Origin of the sequence: Bdellovibrio bacteriovorus HD100 (assembly GCF_000196175.1) — a bacterium.
In the GTDB taxonomy this organism is placed as follows: Bacteria; Bdellovibrionota; Bdellovibrionia; order Bdellovibrionales; family Bdellovibrionaceae; genus Bdellovibrio; species Bdellovibrio bacteriovorus.
This window is the reverse complement of record NC_005363.1, coordinates 660423-679733: the sequence shown is the minus strand read 5'-3', so window position 1 is coordinate 679733 and position 19311 is coordinate 660423. Positions and strand designations below refer to the sequence as shown.

16 protein-coding genes are annotated in these 19311 nt (G+C 51.8%); 8 read left to right on the top strand and 8 right to left on the bottom strand.

Going from position 1 to position 19311, the window contains the following annotated elements:
- Positions 1-95: 95 nt before the first annotated feature.
- Positions 96-473, bottom strand: a complete 378-nt coding sequence (locus tag BD_RS03310; protein ID WP_011163281.1) for a DOPA 4,5-dioxygenase family protein — start codon at positions 471-473, stop codon at positions 96-98.
- A gap of 11 nt (positions 474-484) precedes the next feature.
- Positions 485-1513: a D-glycero-beta-D-manno-heptose-7-phosphate kinase gene (gene rfaE1, locus BD_RS03305; protein WP_011163280.1), complete on the bottom strand. Its 1029-nt coding sequence runs from the start codon at positions 1511-1513 to the stop codon at positions 485-487.
- A gap of 116 nt (positions 1514-1629) precedes the next feature.
- Between rfaE1 and BD_RS03300 the strand changes: the two genes are divergently transcribed.
- The gene (locus tag BD_RS03300; RefSeq protein WP_011163279.1) at positions 1630-2541 is read left to right on the top strand and encodes an alpha-ketoglutarate-dependent dioxygenase AlkB; all 912 of its coding nucleotides are present in this window, start codon (positions 1630-1632) and stop codon (positions 2539-2541) included.
- Here the strand turns inward: BD_RS03300 and BD_RS03295 are convergent, their stop codons facing one another.
- Positions 2542-4170 carry a hypothetical protein gene (locus BD_RS03295; protein ID WP_157865643.1) on the bottom strand — a complete coding sequence of 543 codons (1629 nt, stop codon included), beginning with the start codon at positions 4168-4170 and terminating at the stop codon, positions 2542-2544.
- Positions 4171-4358: 188 nt separating this feature from the next.
- On the opposite strand from BD_RS03295, the gene BD_RS03290 reads away from it, so the two are divergent.
- The 6 genes from BD_RS03290 (at position 4359) to BD_RS03265 (ending at position 9800) form a co-directional block, all read left to right on the top strand.
- A complete protein-coding gene (locus tag BD_RS03290; RefSeq protein ID WP_011163277.1) occupies positions 4359-5633 on the top strand; it encodes a Glu/Leu/Phe/Val family dehydrogenase in 1275 nt (424 codons plus the stop codon).
- Positions 5633-6616 carry a quinone-dependent dihydroorotate dehydrogenase gene (locus BD_RS03285; protein WP_011163276.1) on the top strand — a complete coding sequence of 328 codons (984 nt, stop codon included), beginning with the start codon at positions 5633-5635 and terminating at the stop codon, positions 6614-6616. Before BD_RS03290 ends, BD_RS03285 begins: the two co-directional genes overlap by 1 nt.
- Positions 6603-7064 carry an 8-oxo-dGTP diphosphatase MutT gene (mutT, locus tag BD_RS03280; RefSeq protein ID WP_011163275.1) on the top strand — a complete coding sequence of 154 codons (462 nt, stop codon included), beginning with the start codon at positions 6603-6605 and terminating at the stop codon, positions 7062-7064. The genes BD_RS03285 and mutT overlap by 14 nt, the downstream gene beginning before the upstream one ends.
- Complete coding sequence (locus BD_RS03275; protein WP_011163274.1) at positions 7052-8161, top strand: hypothetical protein; 1110 nt, start codon at positions 7052-7054, stop codon at positions 8159-8161. The genes mutT and BD_RS03275 overlap by 13 nt, the downstream gene beginning before the upstream one ends.
- 4 nt (positions 8162-8165) lie before the next feature.
- Entirely contained in the window at positions 8166-9425 is a 1260-nt protein-coding gene (locus BD_RS03270) for a glycosyltransferase family 4 protein (protein WP_011163273.1), read from the top strand.
- Between the two features lie 81 nt (positions 9426-9506).
- Positions 9507-9800 carry an HU family DNA-binding protein gene (locus BD_RS03265; protein ID WP_011163272.1) on the top strand — a complete coding sequence of 98 codons (294 nt, stop codon included), beginning with the start codon at positions 9507-9509 and terminating at the stop codon, positions 9798-9800.
- A gap of 85 nt (positions 9801-9885) precedes the next feature.
- On the opposite strand, the gene BD_RS03260 is transcribed toward BD_RS03265, so the two are convergent.
- The 4 genes from BD_RS03260 to BD_RS03245 all read right to left on the bottom strand — a co-directional run bounded on the left by BD_RS03260 (position 9886) and on the right by BD_RS03245 (position 14391).
- Positions 9886-10170 carry a hypothetical protein gene (locus BD_RS03260; RefSeq protein ID WP_011163271.1) on the bottom strand — a complete coding sequence of 95 codons (285 nt, stop codon included), beginning with the start codon at positions 10168-10170 and terminating at the stop codon, positions 9886-9888.
- A 92-nt stretch (positions 10171-10262) separates the two neighbouring features.
- Positions 10263-12215 carry an ABC transporter permease gene (locus BD_RS03255; RefSeq protein ID WP_011163270.1) on the bottom strand — a complete coding sequence of 651 codons (1953 nt, stop codon included), beginning with the start codon at positions 12213-12215 and terminating at the stop codon, positions 10263-10265.
- Positions 12212-13177 carry an efflux RND transporter periplasmic adaptor subunit gene (locus BD_RS03250; RefSeq protein WP_011163269.1) on the bottom strand — a complete coding sequence of 322 codons (966 nt, stop codon included), beginning with the start codon at positions 13175-13177 and terminating at the stop codon, positions 12212-12214. Before BD_RS03250 ends, BD_RS03255 begins: the two co-directional genes overlap by 4 nt.
- A complete protein-coding gene (locus tag BD_RS03245) occupies positions 13174-14391 on the bottom strand; it encodes a TolC family protein (protein ID WP_231839271.1) in 1218 nt (405 codons plus the stop codon). The genes BD_RS03250 and BD_RS03245 overlap by 4 nt, the downstream gene beginning before the upstream one ends.
- Positions 14392-14659: 268 nt before the next feature.
- Here BD_RS03245 and BD_RS03240 point away from each other — a divergent pair, with 268 nt between their 5' ends.
- Positions 14660-15496: a S1 family peptidase gene (locus tag BD_RS03240; RefSeq protein WP_231839270.1), complete on the top strand. Its 837-nt coding sequence runs from the start codon at positions 14660-14662 to the stop codon at positions 15494-15496.
- A gap of 6 nt (positions 15497-15502) precedes the next feature.
- Here BD_RS03240 and BD_RS03235 read toward each other — a convergent pair whose 3' ends face one another.
- Positions 15503-19306, bottom strand: a complete 3804-nt coding sequence (locus BD_RS03235; protein ID WP_011163266.1) for a tail fiber domain-containing protein — start codon at positions 19304-19306, stop codon at positions 15503-15505.
- Positions 19307-19311: the final 5 nt, after the last annotated feature.

Genomic DNA, 19311 nt, shown 5'->3' with positions numbered 1-19311 from the left:
AAGACGAGCAGCCAAAGACTTCCGTGCTGCCTGAACCCCAGTATAACATCATGAGGCCCCAGTACCAGTCCGAAAATCAAAAAAAAAACAGAAGATCACTTAAATCTGTCGTATTTGAGCTCAACAGCCGGACCCAGCCACATGGCAGCCTGGGTATGGTCATACAAGTCATCCCCGGTCAATTCATGGACCAGGACCGAAAGATCCCCGCGCTCATGCATAAGCCACAGGACCACTTCCGTAAAATGCTCTTTGGGAAAATTGATTTCAAACATAGGGACCGGATGCGGCCCGATGGCTTCCGGAATCATTTCGCCGACGAAGACTTTTTTGCCTTCAAACATGCGAATGGCCTCGTCGCGAAGATGCTCCGCTTTGGTGAGGCTGGCACTTTCAAAGTAAATATGGGCATCAAACTCGCGAGGAAAACCCGCCGGCAAAAGCTTGCTGTTCACAGTATAAGTCTTTTGCATGGCAGGCTCCGTTAGTGCGCAGTTTGGATGTATTCCTTCAGTTCCGGGATTTCGCAAGGCACGCAGCCCACTTTACCCACCACCACACCGGCGGCATAGTTCGCCAGCATGCAGGAATGAACCAAAGACAAGCCCGAAACCAGCCCCAAGGAAAGAGCAGCAATGACCGTGTCCCCCGCACCCGTCACGTCAAAGACCTTACGGGCATAGGTTGGAACTTCGGTGATCTCATCACCAGAAACGATGGTCATGCCGTCTTTACCACGAGTCAGAACGACATCTTTGGCACCTGTCAGTTTTTGCAGAGCACGCGCCACATCCACAACCTTGTTCGGGTTGTCACGCAGATCATCGAAATCCATGCCCGTCAATACAACCGCTTCATCATAGTTTGGCTTGATCAAGTCCACGCCCTGATAGAATGAACCGTGGTTGTTGCGATGGGGATCAACCATCAGTTTTTTTCCGTGCTTTTTGCAAATAGCAGCAACCTTTTCCACGACGTTGCGGGAAATCACACCCTTGGCGTAATCCTCGATCACCACGCAATCGGCTTTAGCCACATTCTTTTCAACAGTCTCAATCAGGCGGGCTTCGGCTTCGGCAGAAAGATACTTGCGCAATTCATAGTCCACACGCACCAGGTGATGGTGTTTGGCCATCACGCGGGTTTTGCGTGTGGTGGGACGAGCCTTGTCGACGATCATGTAATCCCAGCTGACACCACTTTTGGCGAACAGTTCACGCAGCAGGTTGGCACCGGTGTCATCGCCCACAACAGAAACCAGCATGGCTTCCCCACCAAGGCTGGCCACGTTTTGAGCCACGTTGGCAGCAAGCCCCAGGCGCATGTCTTCTTCTTCCACTTCCAGAACCGGGACTGGTGCTTCGGGGCTGATGCGGCGAACCTGGCCCATGACATACTCATCCAGGCCCACATCGCCGATAATCAGGATTTTTTTGCCTTTTAGGAAAGGAATCTGATTTAGAAGAAGTTCTTTTTCCTGAGGACCCACGGAGGCCTTTACGGGTGTTGTCATTTTTTCATTCTCCCGGAGCAATTGAGCTTCCCTTGTAGCCCAAAAAGGCCCGGCCTGTCACCCCCAAAACCCCGCACTTGGCGGCCCCGGGGGCCTCATGATAGAACCCTTGGCCTATGTTCAAACCCAAAGGCAGATTCCCATCCAAACCGGCCCCGCGTTCCGCGAGCACTGGCCCGAAAAAAGGCGGCAATGACGGCGGCGAAAAGTCCCTGCCCTATGGTTTGATTTACAAGCAGAACTACATCTCTGCCCGCGAAAAGGCCGAGATTATGGCCTATCTGAAAACGCTCTATCCGATCTGGGAAATGCGTTATTCCAAAAACAACCCACCACCGGAAAACCAGAAACAGCGTCCGCTGCTGCGCCCGGTGTACTGGCTGGGGAACTGGCAGTTTGCCTGTCTGAACTATTATCATCCGCCCAAAGGCATCTACAACCGCTGTGTCACTGCTGAAGGATATCCGCCGATTTTGGAGTATCTGATCCAAAAGATCGAAGCCCTGGTGCATGACACCTATGCGCCCCGGGATATCCCCCGCGGCTGGCATTTGAACACCTGCCTGATCAACTATTACGGCGATCAGATTGGTGAAGACGGCAAAAAGAATGACTGCGCCCGCGTGGGCGAGCACAAGGATTTTGAACCAGGCCCGGTGGCGTCGATTTCTTTCGGGGAACGTGCGTTCTTCCAGTTCGTTTCAAGCCAGGGTACGGAATCCAAATCCAATGCCGTCTTCCAACAATGGCTGGAAGACAGTTCGCTGCAGATTTTTGGCGGGGATAAATTCAAGAAACATCTGTTCCACCGCGTTCAGCGCGTGGATCGCAAGTCCGGGGATTCTTTCCCGCTGAACGAGATTTCAAACTTTGAAACCCGGCGGATCAACTTCACCTTCCGCTATGTCCCGGATGAGCACATCACTCCCTTCCACCGCCTGTCCGCAGAGGCAAAAGAGGATGTGCAGGGCTATATGGAAAAGCTGGCGGAGCATTCCGACTTCTTCAAAGAAGAACTGTCGAAATAATCAAAGGGCCACCGGCCATGAGGCCACGAGCAATGCTTTGCCTTTGCTTTGGTCAATGCGCACTTTCAAATTTTGATTCAGCCAGCGCACGATCATTTCCTGCTCAGATCCGGTCATGTCTTTGTTGAAGAAACGGAAATCAAACTGCGACAGCGGCAGACTCAGACTCATGGACTTGGTTTTGCCCTTGGCATTTTCCACTTCCAAACCGACCGTCACGAAGCCCTGTTTTTTGCCTGGCTCTTCGACTTCAAACTTCACGCGAGAGCCGGAGTCAAAGAACCCGGTCCACTCCTCGTCGGAAAGATCCATCTCCAGTTTTTGTTCGGTCATTTTAAAGTTCGGGGAATGAGACAAAATATAAGACTGGAACAACGAGGTCAAAGCACTCCAGTCGTAAGGAATCGGCAAAGTGCAGTGCATCCCCTGAGGCAACTCCACCACGCGGATATTTTTGCTGTCCACCTTCAGGTCTTTATTCAAAAGCATCTGGGCATTCAGATCATAAGGCACCGCCGGATCCTGCTCGGTTGCATAGATCATCACCGGCTCTTCGACCTGCTTGTAGTGGCGCCAGAAATCATTCAGATCCCAAAAATGAATGCTGTCCTCCTGCCCCGGTGGCAGATTCACGGCTTTCACGTACGAAAGACCGCCATGATAGGTGCGGGCGATTTCAGAGATGGCCTTGCTCAGGAAAGCAAAGTTGTCATACGTGACCAGCGAAGGGATTTTCTGCTCAAGGCCTTTCAGGCGCTGGCGGCTCCACAGATCCACAAACGCGGACTTCACCCCACTGTGGGTCAGGGACTGCATCGTCGAGCGCAGGTTCACCACCGGACACAGTGCCGTGAAACTGTTGATCAACGGGCCGCGCTTCGGTGAATTGTATTTGTTCAGAAGGGAGGAATAGAGCACCCCATGCCCCCCCAGACTGATGCCAAACACGTGTACACTGTCCACCATCTGCGACAGAGGTTCAATCGGGTCCTGCAGCAGTCGCGCCACCAGAATATTCTGAATGCCTTCGTCATACCCCCCGAAAGAGAAGCGGCTGTTATTGGCAACAAAGTCCGGGCTGGACATGTTTTCAAGCATCAAAACATTAAACGGCGACTGTTCAAATAACATCATCAGCCACGCACGCTCTGGTTTGAAGTCCTCAACGTTGGAAAAAATCCCCAGACGCACAATCACCAGCGGACGGCGTTTCATGTCGCCCTTCAAGCCCAGCAGACCTTTCAGTTTTACGTTGCCTGGCAGATTGACCACCACCCGGCGCAGGAACGGATGCCCCTGTGGGTCGTACTTCATTGTCATCATCCGGCGCAGATTGACTAACGAACCGTTGTCTCCGGTTTCAAGTTCGGACCGGCAGTCCTGGAAGTATTTCTGCACCAAGGCCCCCTGCAACTGGGCGGACTTCTGAACCCGCGTGTCTTGCATGCGTGCCGCCCAAACTTCCGGGGCACAGCCTGAGGACATCAGCTTGGGTTCACCGGTGGGAATCCAGCTGATGAGATTGGTCATGATAAAATTCAAAGGCTCTGGATAACGCCCCGGGCTGTCACCCAGTAACGGAGAGTCCTCCGCCGGGAAGCTGATTCGGGAGCTTTGGAACTGCTCCATAAAAGCTCTTTGCGGGCTTTCGGCATAAAGTTGGGGACTGAATAATAGGACGCTAAATAGGCTAAACCACGACTGAAGCATAGGCCCATTGTGGTCAAAAAGAACCACTGAGTCATCACCTTTTTCCGGAGTGACTTTGAGTATTTACTTCACTAAAATTTCACCGTGTACTTAAGGAGACACATACCATGGAACACAAGATAGAGCCTCTCTATGACGGGCCTCTTTTCAGAAACGCCATTCAAACTCTCGATGAAGCTGCTAAAATTATCAACTGCGATCCCAACATCCTTGAGCGTCTAAAAAGACCTCGTCGTTGCATCACAGTTTCTGTCCCTGTTCGTATGGACGACCACAGTGTGAAAGTATTCACGGGCTACCGTGTTCAATACTCTCCAACGTTGGGCCCCTACAAAGGTGGCATCCGTTATCACCAGAACGTGGACCTTTCCGAAGTTGTCGGCCTTGCGGCTTTGATGACCTTCAAGAACTCTGTTTTGGGTCTTCCTTTGGGCGGCGCAAAAGGCGGTATCACTGTTGATCCGACCAAACTTTCCCGCACTGAAAAACAAAATCTGACTCGTCGTTATGCTTCTGAAATCGGTCCTTTCGTGGGCCCGACAAAAGATATTCCAGCTCCGGACGTGGGCACTGATCCACAGACGATGGCTTGGTTCATGGACACTTATTCTCAAGAACAAGGTGGCTTCGCTCAACCGGGCGTGGTGACTGGCAAGCCGGTGGAAATCGGTGGTTCTTTGGGTCGTAACCATGCGACCGGTTTGGGTGTTGTTTATGTTGCAGAAAAAGCTTTCGAAGTTTGCAACATGAGCATGAAGGGCGCTTCCATCGCGATCCAGGGCTTCGGTAACGTGGGTTCTTTCGCGGCGAAATTTGCGCATGAGCGCGGTGCCCGCATCGTGGCTGTCAGTGACGTTTCCGGTGGTATCTTCAACGGCGACGGTCTGGACATCAACGAAGTGAACGAATACATCAAGGCTCACAAGTTCCTGAAGGGTTATCCAAAAGCTCAGCCGATCAGCAATGAAGAGCTGCTTGAAGTGAAGTGTGATGCTTTGTTCCCGTGCGCTCTGGAAAATCAGATCGACACGCACAATGCAGAAAAAATCCAGGCAAAGATCATCGTGGAAGGCGCCAACGGTCCTATCACCAATGCGGCGACAAAAATCCTTCATAAACGCGGTGTCTTTATTGCTCCGGACGTTATCGCCAACGGCGGTGGTGTGATCGTTTCCTACTTCGAGTGGGTTCAAGACACCATGTCTTACTTCTGGGACGAAGACGAAGTGAATGGCCGCCTGAAAGGCATCATCACCAAAGCCTTCGACAAGGGTTATTCTTTGGCCAAAGAAAAGAACATTGATATGAGATCTGCTGCAATGGCGGTTTCTGTTCAACGTCTTGAGCGCGCGATGCTGCTCAGAGGCTTGTACCCTCGCTAATGCGCCCTTGGTTGCTTTTACCACCCCAGTGGGCTCACGATCTGAGCTCACTGGGTCTTCCTCTCTACTCTCTGATTCACGGACGAAAAACTCCGCACTGGAAGAGCTTTACCTGGCGAGGTCTTGAATTCGCCAATCCCATGGGTATTGCCGGCGGTGTTGATAAAAATGCGGAACATCTGAAAGAATGGTGGGCGTTGGGTTGCGGCTTTGTTGAAGTCGGCACCATCACTCCCCGCGCGCAAACTCCGAATCCTGGAAAAATCATGGACCGCGACCTGGAACTTCAGGCCATGTGGAACAAGATGGGTTTTCCTTCTGACGGTGGCGATGAAGTTTTTCACAATCTGGCGTCCTATGCGCCGAACTACCGCACCCCGATTTTTGTAAACATCGGAAAGAACCGTCACACTCCGAACAATGATGCCGTGGCGGACTATTTGACTTTGGTGGACCAGTTCCGCCCGTTTGCAGATGCCTTTGTTGTGAATATCTCAAGCCCCAACACAGCGGGCCTTCGAGATCTTCAGAAAAAAGAGAATCTGCGCGCCTTGATTGGCCCTATCGTGGACCGTGTTTCTCACTTCGAGCCCACGCCGGTGCTGGTAAAGCTTTCCCCCGACATGGGTGAAGAAGGACTGGCCGAAGCCGTGTCCAACTGCCAGGAACTGGGTGTGGATGGTTTTGTTTTGACGAACACCACATTGTCCCGTCCCGCAGGATGCCATTTCCCAGCTGAAGGAGGCCTTTCTGGCGCTCCTTTAAAGCAACTTTCGCAGCGCGCCCTTCAGATTGCTGTTCAAACTTTGGGCAAAAAACGCGAAGGCCTGCTTTTAGTCAGTGTTGGGGGCATTATGAGCCCAGAAGATGTCTTTGAAAGATTGCAAATGGGCGCCGATCTTGTTCAAATTTATTCTGCACTTGTGTTTCATGGACCCGGTTTCTTCCATGACGTTGCTAGAAGGTATAATGACGGACGATAGCGCAGTTGAATCAAAGCAAAAAAAATCTAAAATCCGCAAGGGTCATTGGATCCCGGTGGTGGCTGGATTTCTGCGTAAAGACGGCAAGATCCTGGTGGGCCAGCGTCCTGAAAACAACTCTTTGGCCGGCCAATGGGAATTCCCGGGCGGCAAGATTGAAAACGGCGAAACCCCTGAAGAAGCTTTGGCCCGCGAACTGAATGAAGAGCTCGGTATTGAGGCCGAGGTCGGTGAATTGAAGCTGGCCTGCACGCATTCCTACGGAGATGTAGGGATTCTCATATTGTTCTATGAAATCCTGTATTGGAAGGGCGAGCCTCGGGCCAAGCATCACATGATGCTGGAATGGATCCATCCGGAAGAACTCAAACACCGCAATATCCCCGAAGCCAACCGCAAAATCCTTCACAAGATCTATAAAGCGTTGGGACTGGAATGGCGAAAATAATCCTGGTTAGCAAACATGTGAACGCGACTTCGTGGCAGCTGGCGCAAGCTTTAAAAGCCCAGCAGCACGAGGTGGTTCTGCTGACCAGTTATGGCGAAACTCCCCGCGACACCAGCGGCATCGAGTTCATGGGCTATTTCAAAAAATGGAGCTTCCTGGAAGGCGTTCGTATCATCCCAGGTTTATTCGGCCTGCAACCCCAGATTCTGCATGTGCTTTTGGACGATGATAAAATGAATGCCGCGCAAATGGTGCTTTCCACCTTTGCAAAATCCCACCCCACCTGTGTTCTGACGACCTCTTTGCTGAATATCAAAAACGGTCTGTCGCGCCGAAACCCGGTTCGTTATCTGGTTGAAGAAAGTGACATCATCACCTGCCCGACTGTGGAAACACTGGGACAGCTGCGTGGTTTGGATGTCCGATCCAACCGTCAGGGCCGCGGAATTTTGCCGCCGGTGCTGGATTTAAAAACAGAGCAAAACGACGAGGCCATCGACAGCAGCGAACTGCCACTGATCGTGAACTTGAAAAAATCCCCCTACGTGGTGATGCCCTTCAACGAAACACGCTTCAATCCGGACTCGGATTATTTCCTGCGCCTGCGGGCGGTTGCGCAAAAATACAAAGTGGCTTTGTGGGGAACTTACGCCCACTGGACCCTGCGTGATCGTAAAAGATTTGCGGCGTGGATGGCGGAATTCCAGTGTGCCGACCGCTGGGTTCTGACTGGACCTCTGTCTGCCCCGGTGACTCAGCAACTTCTAAGTGGCAGTACCGCTTTGATGCTGGCGGGACAGAATTTTACACCCGTTGAAATGACGGAATATTATCTGCGTGCGATTCAATCCCACGCCGTGCTGATCCTGGACACGCGCCAGACCAGCGTTCATTCCGATCTTTGGAAAAACACCGTCAACTGCTGGGTGCTGAATCATTCTCAACTGCAAAAAGATCTGATCAAACTGCTGGCCAAAAGCCATCTGCGTCTGCCGGAGTCCCTGTCTGAAAAACTGGCCGAAGACCGCCATCTGATCGACTCCTCGATGAATGAACTCAATCGTCTGTACAACAAGGCCTTGAATCATCTAAGATAGTTTCATGGCCAAAAAGTCCCGACTGCCGGAAACACTCAATATCTGTCTGACGTCCCAACGTTTTCCGATTCTCAGTCGTGCCACCGATCATGGTTTCTTGTGGCCGATCGCCCGTGGTTTGGCCCGCGAAGGCCACAAAGTCACAGTTCTTGCCGCCAGTTCTGCACTGAAAAAACCGGAAGTCACCCGTGATGGCGTGAAGGTGTTTTATCTTCACGAAGGTGCGAAAAATCTTTCGCATCTGAACTTCCAAATGGCTGTTCGTCAGAAGTTTGCACAACTGCACAAGGAAGACCCGTTTCACATCGTCCACAGCATTGATAAGTCCGGCTATCGCATCGCCACCCGCAAAGATGATTTCAAAGTGGCGGTGGCCTATGACGTTGAAGCGACTCAGATGTCCCAGCTTTTTGCCATTTTGGCGATGAAGCAAGACACACTGGGAAGCATGCTGACCACGGCGGTCGCAACGGCGTATAAATTTCTGACCACTTACTATGGTGGGGACCGTCAGTTGCTTTCCACCGCCGACGGCATCTTTGTCACCAATCCCCAGCAGCGCATTATTCTGGAAAGATATTATCTTTATCCGGATTTCCACACCTACACGGTGCCTTATGGGATTGAACTTGGAGACCTGACGCCGAAAGAAAAGTCCCTGGAATTGCGTAAGAAACTGGGAATTCCTGAAAATGCCCACGTCGCCGTTTCAATCACCGACATGACCGATGTGCAGGAAGTGATCCCTTTGCTGCGGGCCTTTGAAAAAGTCGCCATCAAAAAACCAGGCAGTTACCTGTTGTTGGTCGGCAACGGCCCGAAATTCAAAGACATTGAATTCCAGGTTTTGAACCTGGCCCTGGGGAACCGCGTGATTCTGACCGGAGCGATTCCGGCCGGAGAGCTGGAAGATTATATCGTTTTGGGCGATGCCTTTGTGAATATGGGCTCCCGAACCACGGGTTTTGAGCCCTCCACCCTGGAAGCAATGGCCCAAAAGAAGGTCGTTTTGGGCTCGGAAGTGTCCCCAATCGCCAATATTATCGAGGACGGACGGGATGGATTCCTGCTTCGCCCGGCGGATGTGGACTCTATGTCGAACCTATTGGTCGAGATCTTCTCAGGGACCATGCCGGCGGATGAGATCGGCGATCGGGCCCGCCAGAAGGTCGTTGACCTGTTTGATACGGCCAAAATGGTCCAGTCCGTGCTTGATGCTTACCGTAAAATCCTGCTCAACACGGGTCTGTATAAGAAGCATTGAGTTAAATCATTGAAAAGTGGTAGTCAGCCCCCTTCTCTTCTGTATAATCGAGAGTGTTATCAATACTTTAAGTAGGTCAGAATGACAAAAGCAGATTTGATAAATTTGATTTCTGAAAAAGCGGGTATCACCCGTGTAAAAGCAGAAACTGTAGTAAACACTATTTTCGATTCTATGGTGGAAGCTTTGATGCGCGATGACCGTATTGAAATCCGTGGCTTCGGTTCATTTGTGAACCGTCAGTACGGTGCCTACAAGGGTCGTAATCCACGCACTGGCGAAATCATCAACGTCGATGAAAAGAAACTTCCGTTCTTCAAAGTTGGTAAAGAACTGAAAGAAGACATCAACGGCGGCCCGGAAGAAAAGGGCTAAATTCAAAAGACCTTTCGGGGTCTTTAAGAATGAAAAAAGGGGCTTCTCAGCCCCTTTTTTATTTTCTAAATGTGCTGCGGAACTACTATTTGCAACGCAGATTTTTTACGTCGTAGAAGTGTTCAGTTTTTTTGAAAGTGGTCACGCAAGTGTAAACTGCACGAGTGTAGTAAACACGAACAGTCGTTTGAACTGCCAGATCTTCACCTTCAACAGTCACGAATTTGTAGTCATCAATCTGAACTTGAGAATCATCGAAACCGAAGTTTTCAAGAATGCTATCCGTCGTCATGATATAGATTTCTTTCATTTTTCCAGCAAATGCAGGTGCGGAAACAAACATCAAAGCGGCGATCAATAAAGCCTTCATAGGAACCTCCGGTGGTTTATTTAATGCGGAAGTTCTAACGGATGAAGGCCCCTAAAGACAGTCAAGATTGCCTTTTCTGTCATTTTTTCCGGTTATTCATATCGAAGCGCTTCAATTGGGTGCAGTTTTGACGCCTTGCTGGCTGGATAACTGCCGAAAACGATCCCAATCAGGGCAGAAAATCCAAAAGAAAGTATCACGGAGCCCGCAGAAACCACCGTCGACCACCCCAGAACCTTGGAAATCAACAGCGAGAATCCAACCCCCAGAGCTATGCCCAAAAGCCCCCCACACACACTGACCACAATGGATTCTGCCAGGAACTGCAAAAGAATATCCCGGCGGCGGGCACCGATGGCTTTGCGCAGGCCGATTTCTTTGGTTCGTTCCGTCACGGACACCAGCATGATGTTCATGATCCCGATACCACCCACCACCAAAGAAATTGCCGCAATCGACGCCAGCAGCATCGACAAGGTCTGACTGGTGGAATTCAGCGCCTGTTGAATATCGGCCATATTGAAAACATTAAACGCATCGCCTTGCGATGACACTGGCACCCGATGGCGTTTGTTCATCAGCTCCTGCAGTGAATCCTGCACCTCCGGAATGTCAGCGGCATCGCGAACTTCGATATCCACCGAGTCCACATAGTTTCTTCCAAACAGGCGGTACATCGCCGTCACTACGGGAACCAGAATCCGGTCATCCTGATCCTGCGGACCTGCGGCTCCTTTTTCCGGCAGAACCCCGATCACTCGAAAATTCACTTTGTTGATTTTAATCATCTCGCCAATCGGGGACTTTTCTCCGAAAAGCTCGCGGGCCACTGTGGTTCCTATCACCGCCACAAGAGTGCGGCGCTGATTTTCTTCCTCGGAAAAGAAGCGGCCAAAAATCGGCGTGCTTGCGCGCATTTGTTCATAGGCTGGCGCCACACCCATGACCTGTGTATTCCAGTTTTTATTCAGGTAAGTGATCTGCCCGCGTCCTGAAGACGATGGCGACACATCCTTGATTCCGCTGATTTGATTTTTAATCGTGCTGACATCATCCAAAGAAATCCGAATGCGCACACCGGATTCCTGCATCACCCCGCCCACACGCACATTGCCTGCGCGCAGGACCAGAAGATTCGAACCCAAAGAGGACAATTGTTTTTCAATGCTTTGACGAGCACCCGTCCCCAGCGCCAGCATTCCCACAACGGCGGCGACTCCGATTAAGATCCCCAGCATGGAAAGTCCAGAGCGGACTTTGTTTGCCGCCAGGGTTTGGAATCCCTGATGAAGATGCTCAATCATCTCGCGCACCGGCCATTTTGCCGTCTTTTCCTGTCGTTTTTCCTGCGCGGTTGTGGGCGCCGCGGGCAATGCCTGAAGGCGCTCGTCGGATTGAATCACACCGTCACGCAGACGGATCAAACGCTTGGCCTGCTGGCCGATTTCTTCTTCGTGGGTGACGACGATGACGGTGATCCCCTGATCGTTCAGCTTGTGCAGGATCTGAATGATTTCTTTTTCGCTCTTTGAATCCAGATTTCCCGTGGGTTCATCGGCGAAAATAATACGGGGATTGTTGATCAGCGATCTGGCAATGGCGATACGCTGTTGCTGGCCCCCGGAAAGTTCGTTGGACTTATGATGGATTCTTTCCGCCAGGCCGACCTTATCCAAAAGCGCTTGAGCCTTGTCATAGCTAAACCCATCCTCGCTGTAAATCAGCGGCAGGGACACGTTTTGCCAGGCTTCCATGCGCGGAAGCAGATTGAACTGCTGAAAAATAAAACCGATTTCTTCCCGGCGAACAATGGCCAGCTCGTCTTCACTGAGATCCGCCACTTCACGGCCATTGAGGTTGTAACTGCCTTCACTGGGAACATCCAACAGCCCCAGAATGTGCATCAGCGTGGATTTGCCGGAACCTGAGGGGCCCATGATGGCCACGAAATCCCCCCGCTCAATCTTCAGACTGATGCCCTTCAGAACGTCCACTTTCGTGTCGCCCATCTGATAGGATTTACGTATGCCTTTGATATCGATCATTGGCGGCCCCGGCGTGGAGTTGACGGCGGACCAAATGGATTGGAACCACCGGCAGATTTTTCGCCCAGCTTGAACTGAGTCACCAAAACCACATCACCTTCATCCAAGCCTTCCACCACTTCGGTATTGCGACCATCGGTGATGCCCGTGCGAACTTCACGCAGAGCAGGCTTGGAGCCTGGTACTTTCACCAGAACTTCGGTGCGCCCCTGACTGACACGCAAGGCTTCACTTGGCACCAGCAAAATACCCTTCTTTGAAGCGATCGTAAAAGTCACATTCGCCGTCATCCCGCTTCGCATGAAGTCCGGGGTTTTGTCCGGGATCACATCCACCAGATAAGTGGTGACGTTATTAACCGTGGTCGCATCAAAGGCGATCTGATCCACGGTCGCGGGCAATGGGCTTTGCGGATACGCATCCAGAACGATGGTCGCCTTTTCCTTCAGCTTGATTTGTGCGATATCCGTTTCATCCACCTGTGCTTTCACCGTCAAACGGTCGGACATCACAAAAATGGCATCGGTGTTGGTGAAGGTCTGGCCGGGTTCGACGTTTTTCAGAATCAAAGTTCCTGCAATCGGCGCAATCACCGGCGTTGCCAGATAAAGTTCCGACCATTTTTTGTACTCTGCCGCCCCTTGTGCGCGGGCGGCGTCCAACATGGCGGCTCGTTCGGTGGAACTCATCCAGGCCAGGATCTGACCCTTGCGGATCTGCTGGCCCTCTTTGGCCAGAATCTGTTCAATGCGGCCCGCAACCGGAGCTTTGATTTCAAGGCGGTTTTTCGGTTGCACCGTGCCCGTGGAAAGAATCGTCACGTCCAAATCACCTGCGGTGACCGGGATTTCACGAAAGGCCGGCGCATTGCCATCTTCCTTTTTCCAAAGGTAAAAGCCCGCAGCGACAACGACGACAAGGCCCCCCAGGATCCAGCTTAGTTTCTTGGTTGATGATTTCATGGCAGCACTCCTACACCTTGTGTTTTTTCCCAGTTGGCTTCCGCCACCACCCGATCACGGCGTTTTAAGGTCTGATCCTTTTGATAGGAAATCAGATCATTTTCAATCTTGTCCCAGTCGTCAAAGGTCGTCAGACCATTGTTGTATTTGCTGCGCCCGATTTCGGCACGCACGCTGCCCGCTTCGACAAAGGCATCGCTGACTTTGACCTGTTCTACCGCTTCAGTGAATTCCGCGAAAGCCTGGCGAAGCTTCACGATGATTTCAAGTTCTGAATTCTTCCAGGTGTTTTCGGCGACCAGCTTTTGAGCGAAGGCGCTCTTGTTGGTGAAATAGTCTTTACCGCCTGAAAAGAGAGACCAGGACAAGGTGGCTCCAACACTCCAGCGATCACGGTCCGGATACCAGCTTTCCCCCGTGTTACCCACAGAGCCACTTAAATCCAAAGACGGTAAAAATTCAGATCGGGAACTGCTTAAACCCGCTTCGGCACTTTGAATCTGCCCTTGGGCCTGTTGGCGTTCCGGGGTTTGCTCTGCAAGCTTTGCAAAGGATGGAGTCACAGAGGGAGGATTGCTTTCCGGGGCTCTGCCTTGAACTTCAAATTCTGCATCGGGACTTAAACCCGTCACACGAATCAGGGAGCTGCGAGAGGTGTTAAAGAAGTTTTCGGCTTTCAGCACATCCAACTGGGCTTGTTTCAGGTAGGCTTTGGACAGAAGCACCGAACCTTTGTTCTCGCGCCCGCTTTGAAAACGCAGTTCAACCATGTTCAAATTGTCTGCCCGGCGTTTCTGAATACTTTTGGTCAGCTTCAGGGATTCCTGGGCATAAATGACATTGGCGAAAGCGGATTTCAGATCATAGCTGATTTTTGCCTTTACCGTGCGCAGGCTGGCTTCGGCCACCTTCAGCTTGCCCTCATTTTCTGACACCTTGGCCATATCGGAAAATCCATTAAAGACATTCTGAGTGGCATTCAAAGTCGCCGTATAGCCTTCGCTTTCCACCTGATCGGTCTCGCCTTTTTGATATCCCAGGTTCGCGGAAATCTGCGGCAGATAGTTGCTGTAAGCAGCGTTCAGGTTGTAGCGGGCCGAATCCAGGCTCTGCTCGGCAGCGACAAGTTCGGCATTGTTTTTCTTCACCAGATCCAGACAGTCGGCAAATGTATAGACATTCGCCGCCAGCACAGGAGCGGATGACAGAGTCATAAGTAAAATTAAGGCATGTTGTTTTATCATTCTAAATCTCATCAGCTTTATTGCAGCGTTCACTCACAAGCGAGTCAACACCCTAAGGATAAGGAACGACTGATGGGAGATTGTGGAATGCCAGACTCTCAATTTAAGACTTAGGTGCGTGGCACGCTGAATTGAATTGGGAAAAATATACAAGTCCTACGCCGTCCCAACTATTTCATGTGAAGTCCAAGCAAGACTCGAATATGACAAATCCATGTTCCGTCTTGAGCTTCCCTTTATGATTCTTTCAGTCCTGATGCTGGTGTCTTGCCAGCCCGTGCAACAACCTTTGACACAAACGGGGACCGACTCCCCGGCCATTATTGGCGGGGAAATCGCTTCTGCGGGTGAATTCCCATTTATGGTCAATATCTGGTTTAATGACCCCAAGGAAAATTACATCTCTCACCACTGCGGAGGCAGCCTGATCGCTTCCCGCTGGGTGCTGACGGCGGCTCACTGCGTGCTTGAGGATGAATCCGAAACTCGCCAGCGCATCGTGGCCCCCGGCAAATTGATGCTGTTTATTGGTGGCATTGCCCAGTCGGGGCAGGATGGTCGTTCCTTAAAAATTCGCTCTATCCAAGTTCATCCTGATTTTAGCTGGCCAAAATCTGATATTGCTCTGATCGAACTTTCCGAAGCGGTCACCAACATCAAGCCCATTGAATTGAACGCTGTTGATTTAGGCACTTCAACCCAAAGGGTTTTGATCGCCGGATGGGGTCTTACGGACAACGAAGGACTTAAAGAAAGCCCCCGGCTGAAAAAACTGGAAGCACCTTTGCTTCCCCGCAGCCAGTGTGCTTTGGATGACTTCCCGAAAAAGAGAGACTACGAGCTGGGGCCGGAAACACTCTGCATTGACACTTTCAAGCATCAACAGTCCTCGTGCCCAGGTGACAGCGGAGGACCTGTAGTCCTTCAGCAAAATGGTCATGCAATACAAGTTGGTGTGGTCAGTTGGGGTTCGGCTTGTTCTGGATTCCGCGCCAAGGGATCCTCGGTCGGTGGATATGCTGCCGTATCCCACGCCCTTCCGTGGATTCAAAAGATCCTGAGCGGCAGCAAATAGCAAAACCTATTTCGAGCAGAATTCCAACGAAGCGTCCTTGTCACAAAGTGCTTTTTTCATCACATCGATTTGATCCACGCGCGATTTCAGGGCTTTGTTTTCTTCCTTCAACGCGCTGATCTCTTTTTCCTGCTGATTCACTTTTGCGTGCAAAGTCTGCGAATCGCTTTGCCATTCAGAATAAAACTCTTTGATCGCCTGGATAATGGGCGACACCAGATTCTGATAGGCCACGGACTTCAGGCCCTTCGCATCCGTCTTGACCACTTCAGGGAAGACCTTTTCAACTTCCTGGGCAATCAAACCCACTTCACGCTGGTCACCCTTGGACGGATCGATCCAGTTATAAGTCACCCCGTTGATTTGCAGAATAGAATCCAACGCGCTGTTGATCGTCGCAATATCACGCTTCAAACGACGGTCTGATCCTTGAGTCAAAGTCCCGGCCAGAACCGCTGTCCCATCCGTTTTCAAAGTAAACAAGCATGTGCCCACACCGAAGCACATGGCATTGGCACCCAGCGGAGCTCCCGTCGAAGATGAGTACCATCTCCAAGCCTGGCCCCCGGCGGCTGTGCTCTGATTGGTAATCGTCGTGTAGGCATCACCGGAATTCACATGCAGGTGGGTCGCCGGAGCCGAGGTTCCGACACCCACTCGACCGTTGTTATCCACTGTCATGCGAACCAAGCCTTGAGTGGTCCCATTGGCCACGGTGGCAAAATTAATCTTATTTCCACGTGCGGTCGCGGACCAGTCTTCAGTGGAAAGAACTGTCATTGAATCCGTCGAGCCACTGCTGTTCACCCAGTTTGTACCATCATAAGCCGCTGGCACCAGCGCCATCAGCCCCATTCCTGTCGTCACAGCAGTCGGTGCGGCCTTTGTACCTTTTGCTTTGTATGCGATAAACATCGGAACTTCAGTCGGTCCATAGTGACGGGCCGCGAATCGAGCGCCCACATCGGCACCTTCGGCCTCCGCTATGACACCCGCACGCTGAGGATGCAAAGCCCCGCTGTTACCAGAGCTATAAACATGCAGGTCGGTTTCGGGACTGGACGTTCCAATTCCCAAATACCCCGTGTTTCCCAGGAACATATGGAAGGCGTTACCTGCTCTGAATGACATCTGATCATTGGTGTGTGAATAAGAAATCCCGCCTGGATCGCGGCTGTCAGGATCCGAGAAGTAAAGCGCTGAAGCTGCCGTGTTGGGCGCCGTCACCTGCAGCACAGTATTGGAGTTACCGATCACGGCCAGCTTGTCGACAGAGACATACGGTGCCGCGGTTCCTCCGTCGGTCACCACCAGGTCCGCCGTCGGATTGGTGGTTCCAATCCCCACATTTCCATCACCAGTAATACGCACGCGTTCCGCTTTGTTGACACTTCCACTTGGCGTTGTCCAGAATTGAATTCCTGTTTTCATCGAAGTGTTTGTAAAGTCCTCTTCCGCAAACACCGCCACGACACCCGTGGAAGAACTCGCAAATTGACTGGCTCCATATCCTGCCCCAGCCATCCCGACCAACCAGCGATTGATGGTGCTGTTTGTAGGTGCTCCGACGGTACCACCGGCCTGCCTTCCGAAGAAATAAGGCGAAGCGGCCCCGTAAGCATCAGCCTGGACAGTTGTATTTCCCTGCTCTACGACGTGCAATTTGGAAGTCGGTGCCGTCGTACCAATGCCCACAGCACCGGTCGATAGCAAAGTCATGCGAGCCGCTCCGTTTGTTTCAAACTGCAGGCTTTGCGCATCATTCGTTCCCAACACCGCAGTGGCCCCAAACGAATTTCCATTCTGAATAAACGCATCGGTGATTCCATAGCCCGCAGCCGTGGTTGGATTTGTCGCCGCGGTCACACGCCCATAGATATCCACCGTCACGGAAGAATAAGTACCCGCTGAAACTCCGCTGGTCGGCAGATCCGCTGCCGCCAGAGTTCTAAACGTCGGAGCTCCCGCCGCCCCCGTCGGAGCCGCCCAGAAGGTCTTAGCTGCCGGAGTTCCGAAGTTCAGTTTCCCTGAAGCAATCGTGCCTGAGATCCCGCTTTCTGTGATCGAAATGTTTTGACAGGTGAAGGTGTCAGTCAATACGGACCAGTTCAAAGTTTTATCCGCACCACAACCCGCTGCCGGGAAAATAGTGTTGGCCGGAGTCACCGTCGAACGGATATCTGCAAGACTTAGGAAGTTGGGAACATAGTTCGTTCCATCATAGCGAAGCAACTGACCGGCCGTTGTCGGCGCCGTTGCTGAAATGGCTTTGCCACGAAGTTTGACCACATCCGGATTCGGATAAGCTCCACCCAGGTCGCCCCCGGCTGTTCCCGCCGGGGCCACACCGGAAACCGTGACTTCGGTCACGGCAGTCAGACGCCCTTGCGCATCCACCACCACTTGCGGCACTTTCGTGGCCGTTCCATAGGTGCCTGCCGTGACAGTCGTGTTGGCCAGATTCAAGGTCACATTGCCCGAGCCGCCACCACCGCTTAAACCGGTTCCGGCCGTGACTCCTGTGATGGTGCCTCCGGTGCCTGTGGCGCTGATGGTGATCCCGCCAGCCCCATTGGTGATGCTGACCCCGGAACCCGCCTGAATGTTGGCAGCTTGTGGGGCATCGCCGGTTTTTCCAATCAGAATCTGTCCATCAGTCAAAGCTGTGGCTTCAACAATTTTACCCGCTGATGAAACCATCAGGCGGTTGTTGTTCAGGGTCACACCACTTCCGGTACCGCCTTCGCTGACCGGCAAAATGCCGTTGATCCCAGAAGCTTTTCCGGAAATATTCCCAGAAATCTTGGCCCCGGAAATGGATCCGGTGATCTGGGCTTCGGTGATAGAAATACTATAACAGTCAAACTTGTTCGCCGGAGTCACAAAAACCAGGGACTGCCCCGCCGTACAGGACGCCGGGAACATTGTCGCATCAATTTTGTTATTCAAAGATGTCGTCAATCCGGAAATATCAGCAGAGGTCAAGGTCGCCGGCACCCAGGTGCTGGAACCATTCATCTTCAAAACCTGGCCGGATGTTGCAAGAGTCGCACTGACATCCTGTCCCCGGATTTTTTCTGCGTTCAGAAAGCGCGCATCGTTCCCGGCAGCCAAAGTGCCTGCACCTGTACCCACGTTGACAGAAATCACCGGGATGCTGGCGGTTCCGGACTTCGCCAAATACGGCGCGGTGACATTTACATCCGACACCATGCCAGCTCCACCGGCATCGTTTTGACAGACGAAATCAGCGCCATCATAGGTCAGATACTGGCCGCTTGCACAAGTTGAAATGGAATTCTTAAGAACGAAATCCGTCGGCAGTTTGTCACCCAAAAGAGTCGCCGAGTGAGCATAGTTGGAAAAGGGAACAGAGCGAATGATATTGTTGGGAGTGATCGCCTTCCAACCGCTGCCGTCATGAAACTGCACTCTTAAGACTCTGAGCGCATCCACAGCGGGAGTGTAAGTGGCACCACCATCACAGGTATGAGTGATGGAATTATTAAAGACATCCTGCAGGGAATAGCCGATGGTGGAAGGATAAAGTTTTGTGCCTTCTCCAATAGGAATATCGAACACCCCTTTGGATCCCTGCATATTGATGGTGTTTCTTTGTTCTCGGTAAAGTACACACGTGCCCGTTTCGTTGGTGAACTCAAAAGCAAAGCTGACGTTGTTGTACTCTAATGCAGTTCCATCACTGCGCAGGATGCGACCTTGATAGTTCAGGGTTTTGGGCGACGCAAAAAGACTTTGAGCCAACAATAGGATCCCAAGAAATATTCCAAGACGTGCCGTTTTTTCCATACTGT

Excerpts from the sequence above, each read along its gene's own strand:
- BD_RS03295 (WP_157865643.1), bottom strand. The coding sequence starts at position 4,170 with ATGGAGCAGTTCCAAAGCTCCCGAATCAGCTTCCCGGCGGAGGACTCT.
- rfaE1 (WP_011163280.1), bottom strand. The coding sequence starts at position 1,513 with ATGACAACACCCGTAAAGGCCTCCGTGGGTCCTCAGGAAAAAGAACTT.
- BD_RS03310 (WP_011163281.1), bottom strand. The coding sequence starts at position 473 with ATGCAAAAGACTTATACTGTGAACAGCAAGCTTTTGCCGGCGGGTTTT.
- BD_RS03300 (WP_011163279.1), top strand. The coding sequence starts at position 1,630 with ATGTTCAAACCCAAAGGCAGATTCCCATCCAAACCGGCCCCGCGTTCC.
- BD_RS03250 (WP_011163269.1), bottom strand. The coding sequence starts at position 13,177 with ATGAAATCATCAACCAAGAAACTAAGCTGGATCCTGGGGGGCCTTGTC.
- BD_RS03275 (WP_011163274.1), top strand. The coding sequence starts at position 7,052 with ATGGCGAAAATAATCCTGGTTAGCAAACATGTGAACGCGACTTCGTGG.
- BD_RS03245 (WP_231839271.1), bottom strand. The coding sequence starts at position 14,391 with ATGACTCTGTCATCCGCTCCTGTGCTGGCGGCGAATGTCTATACATTT.
- BD_RS03235 (WP_011163266.1), bottom strand. The coding sequence starts at position 19,306 with ATGGAAAAAACGGCACGTCTTGGAATATTTCTTGGGATCCTATTGTTG.
- mutT (WP_011163275.1), top strand. The coding sequence starts at position 6,603 with ATGACGGACGATAGCGCAGTTGAATCAAAGCAAAAAAAATCTAAAATC.
- BD_RS03270 (WP_011163273.1), top strand. The coding sequence starts at position 8,166 with ATGGCCAAAAAGTCCCGACTGCCGGAAACACTCAATATCTGTCTGACG.
- BD_RS03240 (WP_231839270.1), top strand. The coding sequence starts at position 14,660 with ATGATTCTTTCAGTCCTGATGCTGGTGTCTTGCCAGCCCGTGCAACAA.
- BD_RS03255 (WP_011163270.1), bottom strand. The coding sequence starts at position 12,215 with ATGATCGATATCAAAGGCATACGTAAATCCTATCAGATGGGCGACACG.
- BD_RS03260 (WP_011163271.1), bottom strand. The coding sequence starts at position 10,170 with ATGAAGGCTTTATTGATCGCCGCTTTGATGTTTGTTTCCGCACCTGCA.
- BD_RS03285 (WP_011163276.1), top strand. The coding sequence starts at position 5,633 with ATGCGCCCTTGGTTGCTTTTACCACCCCAGTGGGCTCACGATCTGAGC.
- BD_RS03290 (WP_011163277.1), top strand. The coding sequence starts at position 4,359 with ATGGAACACAAGATAGAGCCTCTCTATGACGGGCCTCTTTTCAGAAAC.
- BD_RS03265 (WP_011163272.1), top strand. The coding sequence starts at position 9,507 with ATGACAAAAGCAGATTTGATAAATTTGATTTCTGAAAAAGCGGGTATC.